This window comes from Microcoleus sp. w2-18bC1 (assembly GCF_036700365.1).
Classification (GTDB): Bacteria; Cyanobacteriota; Cyanobacteriia; order Cyanobacteriales; family Microcoleaceae; genus Microcoleus.
Genome location: NZ_JAUBOS010000033.1, coordinates 1 through 24,557 on the forward strand (window position 1 = coordinate 1; position 24,557 = coordinate 24,557).

The 24,557-nt window shown below is 47.2% G+C and carries 17 protein-coding genes and 1 tRNA gene; 9 read left to right on the forward strand and 9 right to left on the reverse strand.

The window, feature by feature from the left end:
* Positions 1-153 precede the first annotated feature (153 nt).
* The gene (locus tag QT979_RS17570) at positions 154-342 is read right to left on the reverse strand and encodes a chlorophyll a/b-binding protein (protein ID WP_333106934.1); all 189 of its coding nucleotides are present in this window, start codon (positions 340-342) and stop codon (positions 154-156) included.
* Between the two features lie 94 nt (positions 343-436).
* Positions 437-1,453: a succinate dehydrogenase/fumarate reductase iron-sulfur subunit gene (locus QT979_RS17575; protein ID WP_333213133.1), complete on the reverse strand. Its 1,017-nt coding sequence runs from the start codon at positions 1,451-1,453 to the stop codon at positions 437-439.
* A gap of 239 nt (positions 1,454-1,692) precedes the next feature.
* Between QT979_RS17575 and QT979_RS17580 the strand changes: the two genes are divergently transcribed.
* The 7 genes from QT979_RS17580 to QT979_RS17610 all read left to right on the forward strand — a co-directional run bounded on the left by QT979_RS17580 (position 1,693) and on the right by QT979_RS17610 (position 8,673).
* Positions 1,693-1,935, forward strand: coding sequence for a hypothetical protein (locus tag QT979_RS17580; RefSeq protein ID WP_333213132.1), 243 nt, complete (start codon positions 1,693-1,695; stop codon positions 1,933-1,935).
* Between the two features lie 526 nt (positions 1,936-2,461).
* The gene (locus QT979_RS17585; RefSeq protein ID WP_333311238.1) at positions 2,462-3,010 is read left to right on the forward strand and encodes an excalibur calcium-binding domain-containing protein; all 549 of its coding nucleotides are present in this window, start codon (positions 2,462-2,464) and stop codon (positions 3,008-3,010) included.
* A 122-nt stretch (positions 3,011-3,132) separates the two neighbouring features.
* The gene (gene radC, locus QT979_RS17590) at positions 3,133-3,864 is read left to right on the forward strand and encodes a RadC family protein (RefSeq protein WP_333213130.1); all 732 of its coding nucleotides are present in this window, start codon (positions 3,133-3,135) and stop codon (positions 3,862-3,864) included.
* Between the two features lie 317 nt (positions 3,865-4,181).
* Positions 4,182-4,520: a DUF1815 family protein gene (locus QT979_RS17595; RefSeq protein WP_015176985.1), complete on the forward strand. Its 339-nt coding sequence runs from the start codon at positions 4,182-4,184 to the stop codon at positions 4,518-4,520.
* Between the two features lie 695 nt (positions 4,521-5,215).
* Positions 5,216-5,695 (forward strand): DUF4079 domain-containing protein, encoded by a 480-nt coding sequence (locus tag QT979_RS17600; RefSeq protein WP_333213129.1) that lies wholly within the window; start codon positions 5,216-5,218, stop codon positions 5,693-5,695.
* A 215-nt stretch (positions 5,696-5,910) separates the two neighbouring features.
* Complete coding sequence (locus QT979_RS17605; RefSeq protein ID WP_333213128.1) at positions 5,911-8,526, forward strand: ComEC/Rec2 family competence protein; 2,616 nt, start codon at positions 5,911-5,913, stop codon at positions 8,524-8,526.
* 60 nt (positions 8,527-8,586) lie between these two features.
* Positions 8,587-8,673, forward strand: a tRNA-Ser gene (locus QT979_RS17610).
* A gap of 416 nt (positions 8,674-9,089) precedes the next feature.
* Here QT979_RS17610 and QT979_RS17615 read toward each other — a convergent pair.
* Positions 9,090-14,561: an AAA family ATPase gene (locus QT979_RS17615; RefSeq protein ID WP_333311239.1), complete on the reverse strand. Its 5,472-nt coding sequence runs from the start codon at positions 14,559-14,561 to the stop codon at positions 9,090-9,092.
* A gap of 353 nt (positions 14,562-14,914) precedes the next feature.
* On the opposite strand from QT979_RS17615, the gene QT979_RS17620 reads away from it, so the two are divergent.
* Positions 14,915-15,064 (forward strand): hypothetical protein, encoded by a 150-nt coding sequence (locus QT979_RS17620; protein WP_333311240.1) that lies wholly within the window; start codon positions 14,915-14,917, stop codon positions 15,062-15,064.
* Between the two features lie 170 nt (positions 15,065-15,234).
* A complete protein-coding gene (locus QT979_RS17625) occupies positions 15,235-15,402 on the forward strand; it encodes a hypothetical protein (RefSeq protein ID WP_333311241.1) in 168 nt (55 codons plus the stop codon).
* Between the two features lie 256 nt (positions 15,403-15,658).
* Here QT979_RS17625 and QT979_RS17630 read toward each other — a convergent pair whose 3' ends face one another.
* From QT979_RS17630 to QT979_RS17655, 6 genes are all read right to left on the reverse strand, one after another.
* Positions 15,659-17,137, reverse strand: coding sequence for an NAD(P)/FAD-dependent oxidoreductase (locus QT979_RS17630; protein WP_333311242.1), 1,479 nt, complete (start codon positions 17,135-17,137; stop codon positions 15,659-15,661).
* 383 nt (positions 17,138-17,520) lie between these two features.
* Positions 17,521-18,786, reverse strand: a complete 1,266-nt coding sequence (locus QT979_RS17635) for a threonine-phosphate decarboxylase (RefSeq protein WP_333311243.1) — start codon at positions 18,784-18,786, stop codon at positions 17,521-17,523.
* Positions 18,787-18,801: 15 nt separating this feature from the next.
* Positions 18,802-19,092 (reverse strand): HU family DNA-binding protein, encoded by a 291-nt coding sequence (locus tag QT979_RS17640; protein WP_006634837.1) that lies wholly within the window; start codon positions 19,090-19,092, stop codon positions 18,802-18,804.
* A gap of 726 nt (positions 19,093-19,818) precedes the next feature.
* The gene (locus QT979_RS17645) at positions 19,819-22,206 is read right to left on the reverse strand and encodes an AMIN domain-containing protein (RefSeq protein ID WP_333311244.1); all 2,388 of its coding nucleotides are present in this window, start codon (positions 22,204-22,206) and stop codon (positions 19,819-19,821) included.
* Positions 22,207-22,684: 478 nt separating this feature from the next.
* Positions 22,685-23,479, reverse strand: coding sequence for a pilus assembly protein PilO (locus QT979_RS17650; RefSeq protein WP_333311245.1), 795 nt, complete (start codon positions 23,477-23,479; stop codon positions 22,685-22,687).
* Positions 23,476-24,372 (reverse strand): PilN domain-containing protein, encoded by an 897-nt coding sequence (locus QT979_RS17655; protein WP_333311246.1) that lies wholly within the window; start codon positions 24,370-24,372, stop codon positions 23,476-23,478. Before QT979_RS17655 ends, QT979_RS17650 begins: the two co-directional genes overlap by 4 nt.
* Positions 24,373-24,557 lie beyond the last annotated feature (185 nt).

Consider the following 24,557-nt stretch of genomic DNA (forward strand, 5'->3'; position numbering starts at 1 on the left):
AACTTATATTTAACCAAGCTTGAATATATGGATCGCTCCTGCTCTTGGTTGGCTATCGATTATTCAGCAAGCCCTAAATAACTCTTAAAAATAGAAAGGAAGCTGAAATCTCAATAATTTTTCAGCTTCCTTTTTTGCTTAATTCAGATTAATTTAACGCAGACCCAGCCAGGTGAAAAAATCCTGACGGGTGAAGAATTCTAGCAGCAAAAGTCCCACGAACCCCACCATCGCAAATCGTCCGTTGATTTGTTCGGCGTAGGCATTCCACCCAAAGGCTGGTTCTGGTTTTGGGGTATTTGGGGTTGTCGGTTTTGGGGATGGAGGAGTTTGAGCAGTCATTTAAAAGTTTTAAGTTTCGAGTTTTGAGTGATGATTTTGGGGAAGCTTTGCGATCGCACAACTTGTAATTTACCAGGAAAATGACAGCCGATCGCTAATCTGCTGACTTTTCTAAACTTTGAACCGATTCGATCAGATTTCGCACGGTTTCAGTACCTTCGGAAGGCTCAAAAAACAGCGGGAACTTGCCGCGAGCGATCATTCTCAAACCCAACGGGCCCAGACTCAGCAGACCTTTAACGTCGCGGAAGTAGTTTCCTACTACTTCGATGCCAAATTTCCGCTCATCTATCCAGCCGCCTTCTTTGACGAGATCGATTAAGACTTTGCGGTGACGGATCGATCGACTGGCTTGGTCGTCTTTGCGATCGAGAATCTCTTGTTTAATCTTACCAATTTGATCCATCGGCGCGACTTCCATCGGACAAACCGAGTTGCAGTAGTAACAGCGGGTGCATCCCCAGACGCCTGCGGTGCCTTCGTTGTATTTCTCCAGTCGATTTTCGGTTTCGCTGTCGCGGGAGTCGGCGATCGTGCGGTAAGCTTTGGCGAGGGCGTGGGGGCCGACAAATTCCGGGTTGACTTCGCGGGCGTTGCACTCAGAATAGCACGCGCCGCAGAGGATGCAGTTGCCGGTTTGGTCGAGTTTCGATCGCTCTTCTGGAGTTTGCAGAAATTCGCGTTCTGGAATTGCTCGCGAGGCGGTGCTGACATAGGGTTCAACTGCTTCTAGGTTGTCCCAAAAACTGGTCATGTCAACAACCAAATCTTTAATAACCGGCATATTTCCCATTGGGGCGACGGTGATTTCTGGGATGAAATCGGTAGGCATTTCTGCTGAGCTGGAATCAGCTATTTTTCGCAGTCTTGCGAGTTCGCTGGCTACATTTTCTTTGCAAGCTAATGCCGATCGACCGTTAATTCGCATAGAACAACTGCCGCAAATTGTATTGCGACAATTTTTGCGAAAAGCTAAAGTGCCGTCGTGTTCCCACTTAATACTGTTGAGGCAGTCGAGGATGGTATTGCTCTCTTCCACGTCTAGGGTGTAAGTGTGAACCCGGGGAGCCTCGTTTTGATTTTGGCGTACTACATTAAAGCGGACTTTCATATTTTGATTAAGGAATTTAGTATTTATTTTAAGCTAATTTTTTGGAGTGTCTAGAAAGCTCTTATTTTTTTAACAACTACCTAAAGTAAGAGATTTTTAAAATTTTATTATTGTTTGATAAACAGCAATAATTCTCAAGTTATAAATCCTAAAATTGCAACTTTTTTAAGCGGATTTTTGAGCTATTAATTGGAGATAAAAGTAATTAATCGCTGCAATTCGGTAGTCGGAGGTGCGTGATGTCCAGCTTGTTTGTATTAACTTTCATGTTTTCCACACCGGCTTTTTGTCTGGGTCTGCTAAATCCTCAATGGGTGGGACTGGGAACTCGCAAGCGATCGGCTGCCTTGTACGGCGGCTTGATGGCAGTTTCGTTCCTTTTGCTTGGGGTGACAGCACCTAAGGCGCCACAACCAGTTTCATCGGGGCTGCTGGCCTCAACTGAATGGCCAGAATTTAGGGTAAGCGCACCTTTGCGCTGAAGGTAGCTGGGTATGCATTTCACTTTTTTGGCAGCATTACAAGAAATTTTACCAGGACTTACGGCCGGTTGGGGCTAGAAACGTAGTTTTTTAAGAAAAATACTTGGTTCTCATCATTTACTGCAATTAAAAACCCCGGTTTATAGGCGTCGGAGTGCGATCGCGAACTGTAGGAAAAAATCGTAGGCTTAGTAAGGAGAGATACACTCAGAAACCCGGTTACACGAGGGTCAGGTGTCCAACGTTCTAGTTTACTTCGTAAATCATAGGGATTTGTGAGTTGGTCGGCAGATAAATAAGCAAGTTAACTTGTCAGGAATTACGCACAGGGATTAAATAACTCAGGTTCTTTAATAAACAGATATCCTTTGTGCTTCACCTCGGATTTTGGTAAAAGAAACCGGGTTTCTGCGTCCTGGGTGACTTCTCTTTTTTACTGCTAAAAATCGCTATGTTTAATTTTTTCGTCCTAAGCTTTCTATTGTCTATCCCGACCTTCTTTCTGGGTATTGTTAATCCGAAATGGGTGGTCGCACCAACCCGCAAGCGATCGATCGCGATGTACGGCGGGTTGATGGCGGCTTCGTTTGTGCTTGTTCGCGTCACCGTACCCCCTCCGTCTCAGGAAGTTTCAGTGGCGCTTACGGCCCCAAGCGATCCGCTAGTATCATCTCAAACCGCTAAGCCGTCACTGCTTTCGGCAGCGCCGACACCCAAGCCGGAGACTGTGAAAACGCCGACACCAACACCGAAACCTGCAATTTCTGCGAAGGTACCTGCACTTGCCAAACCAGGGCCAGATCGCAAATTGCCATCTTCAGTCAAATCTGTTGAGCGAACCGCAGAGATTGCTATTGATGCACAGCAGCCAAAGAAAGATACCAAGAAAGTTATTTATGAGTCTTCTCAACCGAAGGTTAAAAGTGCCGATTTTCCGAGCTGCGTTAACTCGGATTGCGACTGTTCTGACTTTGCGAGTCAAGCCGAAGCGCAGCGAGTGTTAGAGGCATATCCGGGCGATCCGTTTAAGCTCGATCGAGATCGAGACTCGATCGCTTGTGAAACGTTGCCTTAGATTTTATCTGCCAACAGCCTCGGTTAATGATCAAGGCTTTTTTCGGTGATTGTACGAATTGAAGAACGCAAATCGATCAGCTAAAATTGTCTAATTGTTGAGCTTGCGGTGCGGGTGCAGCTATGACTTACAGCTTGAGAATTGTCGATTTGCCAACGAGTGAACGGCCACGGGAACGGTTGATGGCCGGCGGCCCAAAAAGTTTGGCGACTGCGGAATTGATTGCGATTCTCCTGGGTACTGGTCAAGGACCCGGCAAACTTTCCGCCGTCGGGCTCGGACAGTATATTTTAAATCAGTTGAGTTTGCACCAACGTGATGCTCTGGCTGTGCTACGCACCATTAGCGTGCAGGAGTTGACGCAGATTCACGGGATTGGCCCTGCTAAGGCGACTTCGATTTTGGCTGCGGTGGAGTTGGGGAAGCGGGTATTTCAGTCGCGGCCGCCGGAAATGGCTGTGGTTGACTCTCCCCAAGCAGCGGCGGATGCCCTGAGTCAGGATTTGATGTGGCAGTCTCAGGAACGTTTTGCTGTGGTGCTGCTAGATGTGAAAAATCGGCTGCTGGGTACTCAGGTAATTACTATCGGCACAGCAACGGAAACTTTGGCTCACCCACGGGATATTTTTCGCGAGGTGATCCGCCAGGGGGCGACGCGGGCGATTATCTCGCACAATCACCCCTCCGGGATTGTGGAACCAAGCCCGGAGGATATTGCTTTGACGCGACAGTTGCTGGCGGGAGCGCAGTTTTTGTCGATTCCGCTACTGGATCACTTGATTTTGGGGAATGGCGATTTTCGGAGCTTGCGGCAGACGACGACGCTTTGGGAGGAGTATCCCCAGGGTGATTGAACTCTTATACTTAACTAATTTGATTACTATCATTAGTTATTTGTATCTTTGGGCTATCCAACGGCTGAATCACCCTTTACAGCAGGCAAATTTTCCGGCTGGAGTCCCCCGCTAGAGCCTGTTTTGGCTGAATGTCGCTGCTGATACTGCGTTTCGAGCACAACTCGGTTAATGTAGTATAGGTAGGCTGAAGAGGTCGCTAATCCGATTTTTTTTGAGCATACTAAACGTATACTAAACCAGCACCTAAATACCCACTTATTAAGAAATTATTAAATGGGATGTAAAATACACGGTGTGGTGATAGGAGGAGAACTGTGTTTCTGAGACTTGCAGAACAACACCGTAAATTCGTTCAAGATTTGGTAATGAACCTCCAAGCTTTAGCGATCGTGCTAGAGCATCGGGGTTACCTGGCATCCTGCTACACTTGCGGGGGTCAGATGAACAGTGCCTCATTTATGGTCAGTTTGACGGACAACCATCTGATTCGATTCTTAGTGTCAGATTACGGTATCACTTGGACTGAGATGCGGGACGACCGCGAACTCATGAAACTAGAAGGTGCGGAAGCGATTAATCAGTTACAAGAACTGGCAAATCTCGTAAAGTATCAAATCCAACCTTCGGAAGCTACTTTAGCGACGGCTCAGTGAGTGTAGCGATTGCACGGTTCCGAGGAAGGCGACAACGAAAATGGCTGCTTGTCTGCTAAAACCGAATCCCCAGCGAGTTAGTTGAGAGGGTTCATTTAGGTGCACAGCGATGGCTGCTCAACAGACAAGGGTGCTATCAGGGTACCTTCAGACGGTTTAGCGCTCAGTCGATCGAAGTGAGCCTGGGCAGACGGCATACTTTATGCCAGAAGTCTCAAACTTGGAACCTCTAGTTTTTTTTCAATAGTTGATTCTCCCTTGAGAACGATTAGCAAAATGTAGAAGTGTGAGTGATCGTCGGCTGCGATGTTAATTTCTCACTTTGCCATTGAAAAGTCAAGGAATTGAAATTAACTTTGAGCAGGCAGGTAAAATTTAACATCCAGAGTGAGGATGAGGCTGTGAAGATTGGGCGGCAGCCCACGGGGTGTGACGTGCGGGCGAATTGCATTTATTTTAGCATTTCGATTTAGCCGATAAAGGTAACAATTAACTTGAAACAGCATCATTGCTGTAAAAATCTCACAGCCGGCTTCAGCCGGCTAAGTTTTGCGTATATCTAAGCTTCTGGCCAATGTTTGGCTGTTAGGTTAAACGGCTCTTTGAAGTGCACGCTCGCACTTGCTAAACTAATTTTATAATACTTTAATGATTAGTCCTCAAATATTTATCGCCAAGTTAGGAATCTCAAGCAAATGATCAATCTCAGCGAACTACTAGAACCCATCGCCAGTCAATTTCGCACTCTGGGAATTCCCGAACCAATTACCCACTGGGGACACCCTGTAATGATGGGGATCGTGGTGGTGGCGATGGGCAGTTTTGTCGGGTATACGGGATGGCAGGGACGTTTGGCCACCGATAAAGATGTCGCACTCAAAAGTCGCTCGGATCACCGCAAGCTTGCACCGTGGATGTTTCTGTTTCTAGCTTTGGGCTATACAGGCGGCTTGCTGTCACTGGTGATGCAGCACCAGCCAGTCATGGAAAGTCCGCATTTTTGGACAGGTTCGGCAGTGCTGGTTTTGCTGGCTGTTGGTAGCTTGATTTCGCTAACGGGTTTTGGGGGCAATAAGCTGGCACTGCGCGCGGTTCACGCTTATTTAGGCACGACAGCCCTTGCACTTATGGTGCTGCACGCGGCTTTCGGTTTAAAATTGGGGCTGTCTATTTAGAAGAGGAAGAGGAAGGGGAAGGGGAAGGGAAAGAATGTAAGGAAAGAAATTTTGCCTTAACTTACGCACGGGTAGCGAGATACTGGGTTTTTTATCTAAATACACAGCGTTTAGCTTTTTATCTAGGTTTAAAAACCCGTTTTTTTGGGTAAGGAGTGCATACGTCCGGCATAGGTTTCCCTGAAATATTCCCCCTCTAAATTACTAATTAATTAATGAATCAAGTAACGGGTGTCATCTTCTGTCTTGCATACATTTTGGGATTGATTTCTACAGCGGTTCCTTGGGGTAGATACGCGATACTTGCTTTGGGAATAGCGGTGGCGATCGCCCTGCCGAAATTGTTGCGAAATTTTACTAAAACTTCTGTCAAAATTACTAAGAAAAGACGCAGCCGACAAAAAGAAAATGCTCTTGAAGAACCCTTAGATGCGAGGGAAGAGTTGAGTTTGTTGGAGATGCTGCCGAGAGCGAAATGGGTGTGGGCGGTTGCTGGTTTGCTGGCATTTCTAGCTAGCGTTTATTTTGCAGTTCGATCGCCCCAACCGGCAATAGATGACATCAGCAAACTGATTCCGGCGGTTGGGAACACTCAAGAAGTGGCAGTGACGGTTCGCGGTAGAGTTGTCAGTACGCCTCGATTGACTCGATCGGGACGATCGCAATTTTGGCTAGAAACAGATTTAGTTAGCGAAATCAACGGCGGCGAGGGAGGAGCAGTCGTAAACCGCCCAGTATCCGGCAAGCTCTACGTTACACTGCCACTGCTGCAAGCAACGGGTTTGTACGCCGAAAATACGATCGCAGTGGTGGGCTCCTTGTACAAACCGCAGCCACCGTCGAATCCAGGGGCTTTTAATTTTCAAGCATATTTAGCCAGAGAAGGGGCTTTTGTAGGGCTCAAAGGCCGTCAAATCGACTGGAGGAGAGAAAATGCGATCGCCGATGTAAATCGAGTTAACAGTCAAACGGCTGCTTTCTTGGAGCCAAGCGGGATGCAGCCATCGAAAATTCAAGGGATGCGGCAGCGGATCGTGCGATCGCAACTATCGCAGTTAAATGTTCCCGAAGGGCCCTTAATCAGTGCGATCGCCCTCGGCAAACAAGCAGTAGATTTACCTTACAACATCCGCGACTATTTTGTGCAGGCTGGATTAGCCCACGCGATCGCAGCTTCCGGCACTCAAGTTTCGATGGTTTTGGCTTTAGTTCTAGCTTTAACCAGGCGTTTTTCCAAACAATTACAATTTAGCTTTGGCGTCGGTGCTTTATTTTTGCTTGTGGGGCTAACTGGCTTTGAACCATCAGTATGCCGCGCCGCTTTGATGGGATTTGGAACACTATTTGCTTTGGTGCTGAGCCGCCAAGTTAAGCCGCTGGGATTGCTGTTAATTGCTGCTACTATTTTATTGCTGGTTAACCCTTTGTGGATTTGGGATTTAGGTTTTCAACTGAGTTTTTTGGCGACTTTGGGGTTAATCGTGACAACGCCGCCACTGATGGCAAAGTTGGACTGGATGCCGCCCGCGATTGCTTCGATTCTTGTGGTTCCGATCGCCGCTTCAGTTTGGGTGCTACCACTGCTACTTTACGTTTTTAGCGTGGTATCACCTTACAGCATTTTAGTTAATATTATTGCGGCTCCTTTGCTGTGGATTTTGAGTATTGGGGGGATGGTTAGCGCTTTAGCTGGATTGATTTTTCCGCCCGCTGGCAGTGTTTTAGCGCAACTGCTCGATTATCCGGCAAAGGGGTTAATTGCGATCGCCCAATATTTCTCGCAATTACCCGGTAATTCGGTAGCTGTCGGTCAAGTATCGGTGTTTCAGCTAATCGCGCTTTACAGTTTAATTTGCTGGGTTTGGATCGGGGGAAGTTCGGCAACGGATTCTGTAACGGATGTAAAGGATAGAAGGAGGAAGGAAGAAAAAAGACGGAAGCCGGAAGCGGAAGCAGTCAGAGGGCAAAGCCAGGAAAAAGGGAAAGGGAAAAAGGGGAAAAGTAGAGTTATTGCGCTGCCGAGTTTTTCATCGGCTTGGATTTTACCGCTGGCTCTTGTGGCGGGAGTAAGTATCATAGTTTTGCCAGCTTGGCACGTTCAATCCTCTTTATTTCAAGTTACTTTGCTGGCGACATCTGGCGAACCAGTGTTAGTAATTCAAGATAGGGGAAAAGTGGCGCTAATTAATAGCGGTGATGAAAATACTGTAAGGTTTACAGTGTTGCCTTTTTTGCAGCAGCAAGGAGTTAATTCTGTGAATTTTGCGATCGCCTCTCACGGTCATTTAGGTTTGAGCGGTGGTTGGGGAAAATTACTCGAACGCTTGCCAATTAAAACATTTTATGATAACAACGCTCCGAAACAAATTCACCGTGGCAACAATCAGGAATTTATGACGGCTGTGCAATCTCGCCAAGGCGTTTACTTTCCTTTAGAAACTAACAGTACAGTTGATCTGGGTTCGACGCGGTTACAGTTCGTGAATGCGGAGATTCCGGTGGTAGAATTCCTGGTGGGAAATCGAACTTGGTTGCTCGTCGGTGAAATGACACCGGAAATGCAAAAAAAATTGGCAGCAACGGGAACCTTGAAGCCGGCTCAAGTGCTGTGGTGGTCAGGAAAAGCCCTGACGGCTGAGTTATTAAGCGCAGTGGGGCCACAAGTGGCGATCGCATCTGCTAACGAAATCGACCCAGAAACCGCAGCCCAACTGCGCCAAAGCAAAACTCAGATATTCTGGACAGGCCGCGACGGAGCCCTGCAGTGGACTCCAGCAGGGGGATTTAAGACCACTTTGGAATCTGAAGAAAATCAAACTTCTTTTTTATAAAGATTTACAATCTGGCACACTGTGCGGTAAAATACTTTTAGCTCACATCTCAAATCAATTGGAGAGGTGGCAGAGCGGTTGAATGCGGTAGACTCGAAATCTACTTTAGGGGTAACTCTAACGTGGGTTCAAATCCCACCCTCTCCGTACATCTCAGCGTCAAGCGTCAAGCGCGCACCTTATTAACGTAGGGTGCGCGCTGCGTATCATATTATGAAACTCAACTCCACAATCTCAGTAGCATGATAGCTGCTTTCATTTCGGTAAGGTAGAGGCTGAAAATCTCCAGGGAACTCTTAACTCAAAACCGGGCACAAAAAAAGGGAAGAGAGTTGGTAAAGCGGGCGGTTGCAAACCGCTGTCTCCATCACTAATAAGGTGCGGGCGAAGGATGGGGGAATTAGTCTAGATTCTTTGTTTCCCTAGTCCATAGTCGCTAGTTCCTACCACGAAAACCCCTAGCCTGTTGCTCGTTCCCCGTGCCCAGTTTCTGGTTTCTTCTAATAACGTGGCCTGTAATTGCGAGGCGGCACTAATTGCCCTCAAGCCCTACTACGAAAGGATCACACCGGAATAGAAATCACAAACTCCGAACCCTGACCGAGGGAAGAATTCACCACTAATGTACCTCCATGTTTTTCCACAACAATTTGGTGGGCTATCGACAATCCTAATCCAGTTCCTTGACCTACAGACTTGGTGGTGAATAAGTGGTTAAAGATGTTTTCCTTGACTTCGGCTGACATCCCCACTCCATTATCCTTAATCCGAATCAAAACCTGATTGTTGGATTCGCTCAGAGCAGTTTGAACCATGATTTGATTAGGTAGAGCTTTGATTTCATTAAAACTGCGTTCCTTATTTGACTCCTCCAGAGCGTCAATAGCATTCGCCAGCACATTCATAAATACCTGGTTTAACTGTCCCGGAAAGCATTTTATGAGGGGTAAGTTACCATAGTCTTTCACAACTTCAATGGCAGGGCGGAACTCGCTGGCTTTTAAACGGTGCTTGAGAATTAGCAGAGTGCTTTCAAGTCCATCGTGAATATTGAAAGCAACTGGTCGATCGCTATCTGCCCTGGAAAACGTTCTCAGACTCGTACTGATATTGCGGATGCGATCGACTCCCTCCTGCATCGAGCCAATCAATTTGGGCAAATCTTCTCGCAAATACTCCAAGTCCATATCCTCTATTTCTGCTTCAATTTCCACTCCCGGATTGGGAAATTTTTCTTGATAGAGATCAATCAAATTGAATAAATCCCCCACGTATTCTTGAGCAGGTTGCAAATTGCCAGCGATAAAGCCTACGGGATTGTTAATTTCGTGGGCTACACCAGCGACTAAATTTCCCAGAGCCGACATTTTCTCACCCTGTACCAATTGCAACTGCATCTGTTTGAGATCCTGAAGATAAAGCTCTAGTTTTTGGGCATATTCCTGAGATTGTTGATACAGTCGGGCGTTTTGTAAGGAAATTGCTGCTTGGGAGCACAGGATATTGAGGATGGCGACGCGATCGCCCGTGAATACCCCTGTTGCTAAATTATTTTCCAAATACAAAATCCCCATCATTTTCCCTCGCTCGCTGATCGGAGTGCACAGCAGGCTTTGAGGTTGGTGGTGGATTATGTAGGGGTCAGATACAAATCTTGGTTGATTGCTAGCATCATCAAAAATCAGGGTTTCTTTTGTACGTTTGACGTAGTTGATCAGGGTCAGAGGAATTACTTCGCTCTCCTCAACCGGCATTGATTGCAGAAGGCAGTCTTGACGGTTGGTGCAGTGGACGTTTATCCTCCAGTTTCCCTCTTCCTTCAAAATTAATGCTCCGGTTTGTGCTCCGGCATTCTTTACCACCACTTGCATGAGGGTAGTGAGCAATTGATCGAGTTTAATTTCGCTCGATAGAGCTTGAGAAGCTTTGATCACTGTCGGCAAATCTACTAAGCCCCAACTGCTGGTGCTACCGATAATTGTTCTATTCGTGTTAGATACGGATGATTCACTATCGGTGGAGGTGTGAATTGTTTCGCTCGGATTCTGGCGAGTTCGCTCCTGTTGCAGGATCACAGCAAGCAATTGGGGATAACGCTGTTCTAGATGGTCAATCTTTGCTTTTGCTCCCCAACGAGCGTAAGCATAGTAAGCATCAATTAAATAGGGTTTGGCGATTTTTTCTTTCCCCCATTCTAAATAGAATTTAGCAGCGAGTTCGTGAGCTAGAGCTTCCTCGTTGAGGTATTCGTTTTCTTTGGCGAGTGCGATCGCCTTGTCGTACATCTCAAGCGCTTCTATTTTTTGGTTTAAAACCCGATGCCGTTCTGCCTCTACTAGATAGAATTTATGCAGATGATTCATGGGGGCATGATGTGCCCATTTTTGCATTTTTTCTTGATTAGCTTGTACTCGATCGAGAAGTTCCTGTTGTTCTGACTCTGGAGTATCAGAATACACCGCCAATCTCACTAGAGAATCGTAGAAATAAAATATGGCAACAGTTATCTGCCCTGAAGCTGCGCTCAAATAAGTTTCTATTTGAGCCATATTTTTCAAGGCCTCTGGGTAATGTTCAAACAAATAACAAAGCACAAGTTTGTGCAAGTATAAGTAATGAATTCCCAGGTAGTTATTGGTTCGCTGATACAGTTGTAACATTATCTCTTCCTCATAGGCTTCTCCCTTTAAATGGCAGGGATATGGTGATATTCCTATTAAGTTAAAAACGGCTTGCCAACAAATTTTTAGATAAGAAAGTGCTGCTTCTTGGTGAATTTTACTAACGGCATCTGCGTAGCTTGCTATCTCTCGTTCGAGTTGCGTTAGTTGCTTACCAATAAAATACGAGTAATAACTGTATTGAAAGATAGCATAACCAGCAAATTCTAACTCTCCGGTTTCCAGCCCACAAAAATAATCTGACAGCAAAGGTTGTAAGGTATTTCTGAGGTGTTCTTTCCAAATTTGAATACTAGAATGAACCATTGCGGATGTCTTCGCTTGGATTTCTTTGGCATTCAACTTTGACACTAGACGTAAAGCAAGTTCACCTAATTGATAGCCCCTCTCAATATCTCCCATGCCACAGAGAAGATAACTATATATGGCAAAAGCATAGGGAGACAAAGAAGCATTGCCATATTGGACAGATAAATTGACCTGTTTGCAAACTACCAAAGGCGCGAGTGGTGGCAGCCCTATGTAGGCAGGAGTAAATAGGCTTGACAGAATCGTTATAGTTGCTAGTTGTTGAGGATCTGTCATCAGAGGAAGATCAATTAAGTCCTCAGTTCCCTTTCCGCTCAAAATTGACGCGGTTTCTCCTAGTGCCTGTCCAATATCAGAGAAATTTGGCTCGGAGGGAAACTCTACCCCCAACTGCTGTAAGACTGGCAACCCTGTATTCAGGGCTTCCTGTAGCTTATTTTGCGCCATATAAGCTTCTATCTGTACTTCATATACCTTCACTTTGTCCAGTAGCGTTTTGGCGCAGCTTTCCACGAGTGATGCTAATGTCTCCATCCGGTCAAAGTCACCGCTTAGATATGCCGCTTCTGCTGCTTCGGTATGCAGCGCTAATGTTAGTTCGTATTGATTATCCCAACTATTTACTGCCAGTAATTCTGTGCCAATATTTAAATATTCAACCGCAGCAGAATAGGCAGTAGCAGCTTTAGCTTTTTTTCCAGCAACGAGATTCAATCCTGCTAATTGCTCCCTATCTAGCTCGTGGGTAATTAGATTTACTCCCACATTCAAGTGGTTGACAATATCAAACATTCTTTCTTCTCGATCGGCTTCGGGCGTATTCTTTAACAGCAGTTGACCGATTTTTAAGTGAGTAGAGCGCTTTTCGTCTTCAGGAATGAGGGAATAGGCTGCTTGTTGGACGCGATCGTGGAAAAATTTGTATTTAACTAATTGGTCATTGTTAACTGGTGATTGCTCGGATTCTTCTCCAGTGATTGATGTTGATAAACTGTTACCACATTCTTGATAAAATTTATAAACATCGCTAACTGGTAAAATCAACCCTTCTTGCAATGCTTTCCACAAACCTGTTGCTGTTTCTGTTGGTGAATTCTCATCAACAATTGCTAATGTAGCCAAATCGAACTGATTGCCAATACAAGCAGCTAACTTTAAAACTTCCTGTGTCCGGGCTGGCAACTTTCGCAACTGAAGTGCCATAAATTCTAGTACATCATCCGTTAGTGTCAAGGTTCGGACTCTAGCAATATCGCACTGCCAATACCTAGCTTCAAAATTAAATTCAATTATCCCATCTTCATGCAAAGATTTGATAAATTGTGTGCTAAAAAATGGATTGCCTTGGGTTTTCTGATAAACGAGTTCTGTCAAAGGCTGAGCCAACGCTGTAGAACAAGCTAAGGTATCGGCAATCAGACAATTCAAATGGAAGCGCTCAAGCGGATCTAGAGTAATGGTGTTTACCGTAGATCCGCTTGTTTGAATGTTGGCTAATGTCACCATCAAAGGGTGTGCGGGAAAAACTTCGTTATCTCGATACGCTCCAATTAAAAAGAGATAGCGCCGATCGCGATCGCTCGTCAGGAGTTGAATCAACTTCAATGAGGCTGAGTCTACCCATTGCAAGTCGTCTAAGAAAATAACGAGGGGATGTTCTTTAGTGGCGAAGATAGAGATGAAGTTCTCGAATAACCGATTGAAGCGATTTTGGGCAGCACTGGCGAGGAGTTCTGGTGCCGGGGGTGGCGAGCCAATAATCCGCTCTAGTTCGGGAATTACCTCAACGATTACCTGAGCATTTTCGCCCAATGCTGCCAGGATTTGAGTCTTCCACTCCTCAACTTTAGCATCGCTTTCCGAGAGCAATTGTCCCATTAAATCGCGAAAAGCTTGTACAAAAGCTGAGAAGGGCTGGCTGCGCGCAAATTGGTCGAATTTGCCTTTGATGAAGTAGCCACGCTGTCTCACAATTGGTTTGTGAACTTCGTTGACAACAGCAGTTTTACCAATGCCGGAGAAACCGGCAACGAGCATCATTTCGGTGCTGCCGGCACTCACTCGCTCGAAGGCCGATAGCAGGGAGAATACTTCGGTTTCTCTACCGTATAATTTTTCTGGGATGATGAAGCGATCGCACAAATCTCGCTCCCCTATTTTAAAGTTAGTTAGCCTCCCTGTTTCTTTCCACTGGAATAAACAAGTTTCCAAATCAAACTTTAGTCCTAGGGCGCTTTGATAGCGAGCTTCAGCATTCTTTGCCATCAGCTTGCCGACAATCTCAGACAGCACCAATGGAACGCTCTGGTTTACACTTGAGGCTGGGAGGGGCTGTTTGGCGAGGTGGCAGTGTACCAAATCCATTGCGTCATCCGCTTGGAAGGGTAACTTTCCTGTTAGTAATTCGTAGAATGTGACTCCCAGCGAGTAGAAATCTGTGCGGTAATCAATACCTCGGTTCATCCGCCCAGTTTGTTCGGGAGATATGTAGGGTAAAGTGCCTTCAAGCACGTTGGGATTTTGAATTTCTTGGGTTTCGCGAGGCAGTAGGGAAGCGATGCTGAAGTCAATCAGCTTGACTTGTTTGCTGCTGGGGTTAATGAGAATGTTGGCCGGTTTGAGGTCTTTATGGATGACGTGGTGGCGATATAGTCCGTCGAGGGAGTTGGCAATTTGAATCGCAATAGGCAGAAACTCGCTAACGGGCAAGCCTTCTAGGGGTTCGTTGCTCTCGGATGCTAGACGAGCGAGGTAGCTACATAAGGAAATTCCCCCAAAGTCTTCCATCACCAGAGCATAGTGATTATGGTATGTCTCCAGGCTGTATGCCTTGACACTGCCAGGGATCTCTAAGTTTTTAGCAATGACGTATTGGTTGCGGAAGTGAACCAGTTCGTGGAAGCGGGGAAAGTCATTTCGCAGCAGTTTGATCACTACTGGCTGCCCATTTGAACACCGAAGGCCGCGATAAACTAGAGTTCGAGTGCCTGCGTAAATTTGCTCGTTAATGTGATATCCTAGAAAAAGATTTTTTATGCTAGCCATATCTACGTATTCCTACTGCTTCTGTCAAGGCTGAAGCTTCTTATAGTTGATATTTACTATTGTCCCTCTATCTGCCTTGCTATTCATTAATTACATTTTTCTTAACATATTGGGGAGTTCAAATTATCAAAGAGGGATTTTAAAAACCCGACTTAATATTTTATGTAAGAGCTGTTAATACTTGAGTTGAGACTAAGTAGAAAATGGATTGGCTAAGGCTGATTGAACGATCGCAGTTCATGGCAGAGGAACTTAAGACGCTAATCAGGTACTTAAGAGTGTTTTTGAAATCGATGCTTGAAGGCAATCGCCTTCAAGCATCTAATATCTAGTTTAGATCATAATTTAATGTCATGAGTACAATTCAGGAGGCTCTGGATTTAAAGCCGGAAGCCGAGGAAATCGAGTTTCTGCGCCAGATTGCGGAACTCTTGGGAGTCGCCCGATCGCAAGCTGAATTATTTGCCCAGATGCCACAACAAGTTGCCCCCTCTCAGAAGTGAATCAGGCATTAAATGCCAAAGTTCAGAAGCGGACAATGAAACTAGCCCAAGTCAATCAGCCACTGCAACCGCAGATTAGGGTTAGTCAGCGATCCTCGCGGAATCGGGCAATTGAGGCAGTCGGCTAAGTTTTTTTACAAGTTTTTTTACTTACAGCGGATTCCAGGTTTATGAAGTACACCCCAGAAACCCGGTTTCTTCTGGATTTCTCGCCAGAAATCGGTTTTATTCAAGAAACCTGGTTTCTCTGTACTTCACTTACCTGGAAAGTGCTGTATATCCCTACGCCAACGGATGATCGCCCCGACGCTTTCCGATCGCGGTTTTCATTTCGGTGAGCTAAAAACCCGGTTTCTGAGCGTCTGATATCGTTTCCAGTTGGATGGGAATGATCAAGTCAAGGTCGCACAATTCCACATTCTCCCACTGACGGCTACCCACTCCGCACTCCCCATCATGTATGAGTGTTACCGGAATTGATATTATTTATTTACATACAATTTTAATGAGGAGCAATGTGATTAGCAAGTTACTTTTTAACTTTGCGCTCATCATAGAAATTAAAAAAAATCCTACTACAAACAGTTGATTTCTTTACTTATTCCAATACCTGCGCCAGTGAAACAAATTCTCCCATAAATTGCGCGAAAAAGTATTGCTGCCCAAGCGCTGCGACTCCCAAACAGCAGCAGTTTGACCGTTAATTGCCGAAAAACTCGACCAAATATAAGGAAGTTGGGCGATCGCCTCAACCTTCATCCCGTGACGCACCGCCAAAGCGATCGCGTGAATCAACTCAGCAGCTTGCGGCCCGACAATACTCGCTCCCAACATCTCACCATTGCGACGCCCGACAATCTTACAAAAACCAGTGGTATCCCCCGACATTTGAGCTCTTTCAACATTCTTGAAATATTCCCGACAAACAATCAGATCGTCTCCAAAACGGCGTCTTGCTTGCGCTTCAGTCAAGCCAACCCTCGCCAACTGCGGGTCAGAAAAAATCGCCCAAGGAATCCCGCGATAATCTATTTGAAACATTGGCAAAAACAAAGCATTTTTCACAGCAACGGCAGCTTCGTAATTAGCGATGTGAGGGAACGGATAACCCCCAGCAACATCGCCGATCGCGTAAATGCGGTGATTAGTTGTTTGCAGCTTTTCATTTAAAATCACGCCCCGATCACTGAATTTAACCTTAGCCGCTTCGAGATTTAACGAAGAAAAATTGTGTCCTCTACCGGCGGCCAGAAAAATCTCCTCAGCTTCGATCGCCCTTGGCCCAGCTTGAATCCACTTTTTACCATCAATCACCCTCGCTTGAGTCACCTCAGTAGCAGTCAGAATCCGCACTCCCTCAGCTTCCATTCCAGCTTGCACCAAACCAGCAGCCTCCCGGTCTTCTTTAGCCAAAATGTGCGAACTTTTCACCACCAAAGTGACAGCAACCCCCAAGCGAGCAAAAGTTTGAGCCACTTCGACACCGCTGGGATCTGCGCCGATTACAGCCAAACTTTTAGGCAACTGGGGAAGTTTTGCTAATTCCCCAACAGTTTCCGAAGTAAAAAAGCCAGCAGACGAAAGTCCTTCAATATTGGGAATCGCCGGCAGAGTTGGACAAGCTAGCAAATAACAGAGCGATCGCAATTTTCGCCCGCCGACAACAAAAGCCAAATCCGGTTTCGCAACAAACTCGCCGTTGCCAAAAATAACATCCACCCCGCGAGCAGCCAAAAGGCCGAGAGAATCAATTTCTGACAAATTAGAAACAACACCCTCGGCCCACTTGAGAACCCCGTCAAACCCCAATTTGATCGGCATGGAGGAATTGGCGACTTCCCAGCGCACCCCCAACTGCTGGCGGCTGATCTGCTGAGCAAAACGAGCAGCCTCCCTCAAAGTTTGGCTGTATCTCCAACCAAGGTCGATCGACTCTTTCCCCCCAGTCGGCAAATCTTGGGAATTACTGAGCGGTTCCACCAAAGCAACGCGGGCCGGGAAATTAGTTGCAGTCAAAGCAGCATAACGTCCGGCCGGAGTTCCACCAATAATCACTAAATCATAGTCAAGCATAAATAAAGAAGTCAATCAATTTTAGATTTTAGATTTTAGATTTTAGATTTTAGATTTTAGAATTGAAGCATTGACCACGGATAAATTCGGGGGGCAAGTTTCATCTGATACAGGTTTTTTATTTCGGGACGGATGAATCCGGGAGCTTGTATCCTGGATGCTTGATTGTCAGTAGTCATTAGTCATTAGTCAGTAGTCATTAGTTAGTAGTTTAGGGCGATCGGCGCGCGGGGTCAGAAACCCGGTTTCTGCCTAGATACTTCGCTGTAAAACCCAAGATTTATCAGAGAAACCGGGTTTCTTGGGTAGGTGCGCTCAAACGACCAATAAAATCGGTTTATCAACGGACAACTGACTACTGACTAATGACTAATGACTAATGACTAATGACTACTGACTTCTTTAAGTCCAGCAATCAGCCGCAGATTGTCCGCCCTTGAGCGCACAGCCACCCGAAAAAATTGATCGCCCAACTCAGGAAAACTCAAACAATCCCGAATCAAAATCCGGTGTCGTTCCAACAGACTTTTTTGAATCGAAGAAACCGACATCGACGACTCAACCAACAAGAAATTAGCCGCCCCGGCAATTGGCTGCAAACCCGGCAAATTAGCCAAACCCTCAAATAGCTCTCGGCGAGCCACAGGCAGCCAATCCCAGGTTTGCTGCTCAAAAACAGTATCTCGCACCACAGCAGCAGCAGCAGCAGCAGCCAAAGCATTCACAGGCCAAGGATCGCGCAGTAACTGCCACCGGCGCAGAATATCGGGATGGGCGATCGCGCAGCCCAACCGCAGTCCGGGCAGAGAATAGAATTTAGTGAGCGATCGTAAAATCACCAAATTCGGAAACTCCTCAACAGCATCGATCAAAGTTTCCTGCTCAGAAGGCGGTAGAAAGTCCATAAAGGCTTCATCCACCACCACCATACCTAACTGCTTCACATAAGGCAAAATCGCCTCCCTAGCAAACAGCAAACCCGTAGGATTGTGCGGGTTGTTCAGTAGCAAACCTCGTCGAGAGGCGGCATCGAGACCAAGAGGAACTGGGATACGAAAAGAAGGGGATACAAGGGAACGGTTAGAAACCGACAAATCATCGGTTACTAACCGGCTTCCAGCCTCCGCGTCGGACGATTTCAGATCCAACTGAGAGGTTGCACCATGCTCAATTACTTGTTTAGGAACAGGCATCATGCCTGTTCCACAAAATTCATCTCTTGTGGAATGGGCATCTTGGCCGTTCTTGACAATGGTGCAAGATTGAAGATCCAAAGGGTATTTGAGCACCTGCGCGCCGAAAGCCGAAAGAGCCCGCGAGTAATCGCCAAAAGCCGGAGTTACCAAATAAGTCGCCTCCAGCTTGGACAAATCCCAAGCCGCCCAAGTCAACAATTCCGCCGAACCATTCCCTGGCAAAATCCAATCCCGGTCAACATTCAAAGCCTCACCCAAAGCAGTCCTGAGCTCTCCATAATCCGGGTCTGGGTAAGCCGTCAGACTGCTCAAGTGAGCTTGAATCGCATTCAAGGCCGACTCAGGAGGGCCCAAAGGACTGATACTCGCAGAAAAATCGACAATAGCAGAGGCAGGGCAGCCTGCCAGTGCGGCTGCCCAAGCTAAATTCCCACCGTGTAAAGGTCTAATCAAGACTCAGTTCGCCAGCTATTCTGCGTTTTTCGGCGGTGCAACTCTGTCCTTAAACAACTTCCCTGCGGAAAATGCAGGAACTCTGGTTGCCGGGATTTCCATCTTGTCTCCAGTTTTGGGATTGCGACCCTCACGGGCCTTGCGTTCCCGCGACTCAAACGAGCCAAAACCGACCAGCGTCACCTTGTCGCCATCGGAGACAGCTTCCATGATTGCTTCCAGGGCCGCACTCAAAACAGCATCTGCCTGTTTTTTCGTCACGCTAGCCTTTTCCGCCACTGCATCAACCAATTCACCTTTGTTCATTGCGAAGTCCTTCTCGATTTGCAAAATTACGTTAAACAGAGTTAGTTCAACTATTAGCTGTGAGTTATCAACTGGATTGAGGTGTGGATTGGGAGGTTTGGGTGGTTCCCGATTGCTCCCGTCCGCTTCCGCGAATCACAACTCCTGCTGAATACCAATTACCCTAGGGTAATTGGTCAGAGAAGGAATTTTTGTTTCTAACTGCTGAAAACCCCACAGCATCTAATTTTCACTGCATTATTCTAAAGTCTTGCCGACCGTTATGGATCGGTGGAACCTTTAATTTATATGGAACTTGCTAATTTTTGTAATTAATCCCAAAATTTAGGTAAAAAAATACCACCTTGGAGACAAGATTTCTCGCCTCGGTGGATTTATGATCGAAAAAAAAATAGAAATAGAAGGAATAAAATGTAATTTGTCAAGGGCTAAAGGAAAAGTTTTTTCCTTCTTCCTTCTTTCTTTTCCCCGTGGGCCAGGGCTGTTTCATTCTCCCGAAACCCGCCAGCCAGGGACTGAAGTCCCTGTCTCATAGCTGAAGTCGTCTGAAGACGACTGAAAGAGTGATTTATAGTCCTCGCTTCAGAGGACTAATCAGTTCTTTAGTCCTCTGAAGCGAGGACTTTAGCTTTGAGGCAGGGGTTTCAACCCCTGTCGGACTGTCGGACTGTCGGACTCAGGGGAAAGAGCGTGGAAAGTTGACAGCAAGGCATTTTTCCTTCGTTCCTACTGTCTCGGCTGGACGGGCTGACTGCGCTGCAACAGTTGGCGGGCGTCGGGACTGATGTTGTTTTGGTAGCCAAAGTTCGATCGATCGCTATCATCCAAAATCTGTGGAGTCAGCAATACAATCAACTCCGCCCGCTGGTTGGTCTTATTGGTTCTCCTGAACAGCGAACCGATAATCGGCAAATCTCCCAAAATCGGAATCTTGTTCGCTGTAGTCCGTTCTTCGTCTCGGATAATCCCCGAAACAATCAAAGTCTGACCGTCCCGCAGGCGAATTAGCCCGGATTGCAACGAACGCTCGCCCAGCAGAGTGATAGTATTGGTGCTCGGACCAGTCGAAAGGTTTTGAGTGGTGCCGGGTGTCCTGATAATCGGGTTCACCCGCAGAGAGACAAAACCGTTGTCGTCAATTCGATCAATCGCCACCCCCAACTGCAAACCCGCCCTATCTTTGACTGCCGTCACCGTTGTGGTACTTGTATTTCCGGTAGTCTCGGTGTCGGACGTGATGTTAGTAATCACTTCATCAGTAATATTCACATTCGCCGTTTCTCCTTCTTGAACCACCAGAGTCGGATCGGTCAGGATTTTGGCATTCTGGCTCTGAATAGTTGCCCGCAAAGCCGACAGGAACCTCCTCGGATACTGGAACGCCGGGAACAGGGCGAACTCTGCAATTCCTGAGCCTGTCCTCGATCCAGGCTCGTAATCCGTAATTCCAACTCGCGTAGGGTCATTAGTAACTGGGGCTGTCGGCTGGAGGAACACACCTTTGGCGGGGCCTTCGAGACCTTGACCTGTAAACGGCACGATACGTCGGCCGTTCGCATCATAGAAAGGCTCCAGTTCTGCTAAAGGGTTGCCGATGATCGGCCTACCGGTCAAGCTCTGATCGAGCTGCGTTGTATTGGGCGGATTGATGCCGCCAAAATTGAGAGTTGCCGCCCCATTGTCATTGACAAAGAAATTGTTATTAATTCCGAAAGAGAAACTGCTCCTAGTGTCGTTATTTCCCAACAAGTTGATATCGATCACCTTGACGTTCACAGCCACTTGACGGCGGCGCAAATCTAGCTGTGTCAAGAAAGCCACAGCCATGTCAACTTTGCGCGGGTCTCCCACCAAAGTGATGGAATTGAGTCGAGAATCCGCCAGCACCGACAGTCCCCTCAGCAAGAGCGGCCCGGTGCCTTCCCTAGCGCCGATCGCCTTAATGTCCGGTTCCCTAATTTCCACATCCCGCGCCGCATTTCCCTGGCCGACGCTTTGAATCGTCACCCGAGTAATCGGCAGTTGAGTTTCCGCCCCTTGAGCGCTCAAAAAGTTAGCTGCATCCGTAGAGCGAACTTGATTGAGCCGCAGAGTCCGAATGATAATATTGCGTGAGTCGATCGGCAAGCTAGTCCCTACAAAAATCGTCCGCCCCTGGCGGTTAGCTTGCAGTCCGCTGAGGCGCAGCACGTAATTAAAGACATCTTGCACGGACTCGTTTTCGATGTCCAAAGAAATCTTCGGCCCTTCATCTGAACCGGTGGCTCCCGGCTGACCAGGCACTGCGGGCTGGCCCGGCTGAGCAGGGGCCCCGCCACCTGTAAAAGCAATGTTCAATCCTGCAGCGCGGGCCAGCAGAGCTAAAACGTCTCGGACTGGGGCATCCCGCAATACCAAGCGGGGGATGCGTTCTCCCGAACTCAGTTCAATATTTCCCGCGCCGGGGGCGATGTTAGACACTGCGATATCTCCCAAGGGCGGAGCAACTGCCCGCGGTTGGAAAGGCGCAGCCTGATTTGTCTGGGATTGTATTTCGCTGGGGAGGGGCGGGCGATCGTTCCTGGTAACAGTAACTTCGGGATTTGGCAGCAGCACGCCTGGGTTTTGCGAGGTGCGGACTTGGGGAGCCGGGGGGGGAGCTGTTTGGCTCAGTGGCAGTCCCGGAGGCGGCGGGGGTGGAGTTTGGGCAGACTGTGCTGTGCCACCCTGTCCGGCAACGCTAAGGACGATGCTTTGGCCTTGTCCCGGCACAATTTGTCCGTTGGGAACTCCGTTGGTGCCGGCTACCACAACGCGGATGCTGTTAGCCTCTACCTGGCTGATTTCTACTGAAGAAATTCCCGGAGCGGGGTTATCTTGACGGAAGCTGTTGCCTTGTGGCAAGCGGAGCTGGGTGTTAATAATTGTGGCTTGGTAAGTATTGCCGTTATTGATGGCGAAAACTTGCGGGCGATCGCCCTTTTCTGTCGCCAGAACAATATTTACGCCATTATTACCTTGACTTACTTGCACTCCTGTGACCTGAGTCGGCAATGCCAAGACAGGGGCTTGGGCGATCAGAACTCCTGCAACACTGCATAAGAGTCCTCCACTTAACCGTAGATGCTGTTTCACGTTCTCTCCTCCACTACACTTTGTTATTTGTTGTTCGCAGTCTTTTGTCGCTAGCTGCTAAACTGACTAAAATATTCTCGCTTCGAGCCTTTTTAAAGGAAGCAGTTATGCCCTTTTCGATTTTTAATTTTCGATTGGGAATAACAGATGACATAAGGGTTAGAAGCTATCCTACAGCAATCCTCGCATCATTTGTGGATTTCTTACTCCCCCCCTTACAAATGGGAGGGTTGGGGTAGGGTAAAAAAATTACGACTCCTGCAAGGATTGCCATACAGTTCCATTACTTTTTGAAACTGGTATTAGAAGAAATTAGATTTTAGAGCCAATTTTTGATTGCCATCTAAAAAATATTTTTCTGACCTTCATACTTTTTTGACTTCTACCTTCAATCTTCCCCTTTCAAACTTCTGCCTTCTGACTTCTTGTGAAAGAGCCATTTGGGAACAATAGCTAATATCTATCCGCCCAACTACCGCTACTTAGCACCAGGACTCGGAGCCGGAGTTGGCGGTTTTTCTTCTTGCTTTAACGGCAGCAGCGCGTGCAAGTCAAAAGCAGTTTTAATTTTAGTTGGTGGCTGCTCCACAGGAACTATTTTCCCTTTCAAAAAGTCAACTTCAATTGGCTGATTTGATGCTAGCAATTCAGATTTCAAATTCCTAACTACCAATAGCGACTGCATCAATTCCAAGTTACGCATAAAATTGCGGGTTTGAGCAAAAGTGCCTTCAAACTCTACCTTGAATTTTTTGCGTCTGAGCTTGCCAGCCAGGGACGGCCCGAAGGAGGTATCGGCCAGAATATCAGGGTCTGGAGCTCCCGGCGCGGCGGTTGCTGCTGCTGGCGGCATATCGGGCTCAAATTTGGTAATTTTAGCCTTGAGGTCATCTCCTTGCACGCCGGCGTTGATTCTATTAACGAGTTGGGTCATGTCAAGCAAAAGCGTGTTGGCGCTGGCGTCGCTGGCAAACATTGCCGTCACGTTGGCCCGGCGCTGTTTTGCTTCTTCTTGCTTTGCTTCTGCTTCTGCCTTTTTTTGAATTTGAGTTTGCAATTGCACTTGCGTTTGCTTGCTTTCGCTAAGTTTCTGCTTGAATTCGCCGCTTTTTTGGAATTCGGGCAGTACGAACTGGTAGCCGAGGCCGCCGGCAATGAGGAGGCCGAGAACCGCGATGCCGATTGCTTGGACTTGGGGTGTCAGCTTAATGCCGAATATTTCCTGAGCCCCTGTCTCTTCTGCTTTTCCGCTAGAAATAAACTCTGCTGTCATGGTTTTTTCACTTCTCCTTTTTGTGGTTCTAGCACTCCTTTTTCTTGAAGTGTTTCTATCCGTATTGCGAGCCCGTCTGCTTGCTTGCTTCGCAGTTCGGAGAGCAACTCGGAGGCCCCCGTCGGGCTGAGCGTCGTTTCAATTTTATATTCCACCACCGGTCGCAGTTTGGGAAGTTCTGGTGGTGCTGCGTTTTGGTTTCGCACTTGTAATTGTGCGGGGTTGTTTTTTAATGTGGCCGCTATCAGTTTGGTATCGGTGTTAAGGAAGAAAGGAGAGCGCTGGATTAGCAGCATAAAGTCGTTAACTTGAGCAAAGGTACTGGCTATTCCTGAAATTTGTACTTTTGCTGGCTGCTGCGGGACGACGGGGACGGGAGCAGCAGCAGGGGCGGGGCTGGCTGGAGACGGACTCGCCCCTGGGGAGGCGGCGGGAGTTGCTGCAGCGGGTGGGGGTGCTGCTGCAACGGGGGAGGGACTCGGGTCGATTTGCTCGATTTTGCCAATTTGCACTCCCGCCGGAGTACGGGCACTCAGGTCTTGCAGCATCGCCGACCAAGGTTTAATTTGGTCGAATACTCCGGCTAATGCTTTGTATTCGGCGGTAACTTGGTCGGTTTCGGCGTTGATGGCTTTGATGGTGTTGGCTTGAGTATTTAACGTTGCCAGTTCTTGGTCGATGGCTGCTTGTTGTGTGGCCAAGTTGGTATTTTCGTTAGTCGCCCACCACCAGGCTCCCATGACTGCGGCGTTGATGCCAAGGGCAAACAGCACCGCTCCATATATGGGCAGTTGGTCTTTGACTCCACCGGAACTTTTTTTAGCTGGACTTTTGGTTGCAACGGGTTTGTAGTCCGGACGGTCGTTGAGAAAATTAATATCTAGGCTGTACATGGCTTCACTCGATTTTATAGCATAAGGTAGAAGGCACAAGGTAGAAGGTAAAACAGACAAGGAAGAAGGAAAAAGTGATTTACCGCTTATGTTTGAGCAATTAAGAATGTCCTCACAGTCTTGGCTGTTGCTATAGATTTAAATGGGAAATTTTAGATTTTTGACAGAGCCCAAGATTGCTGGTA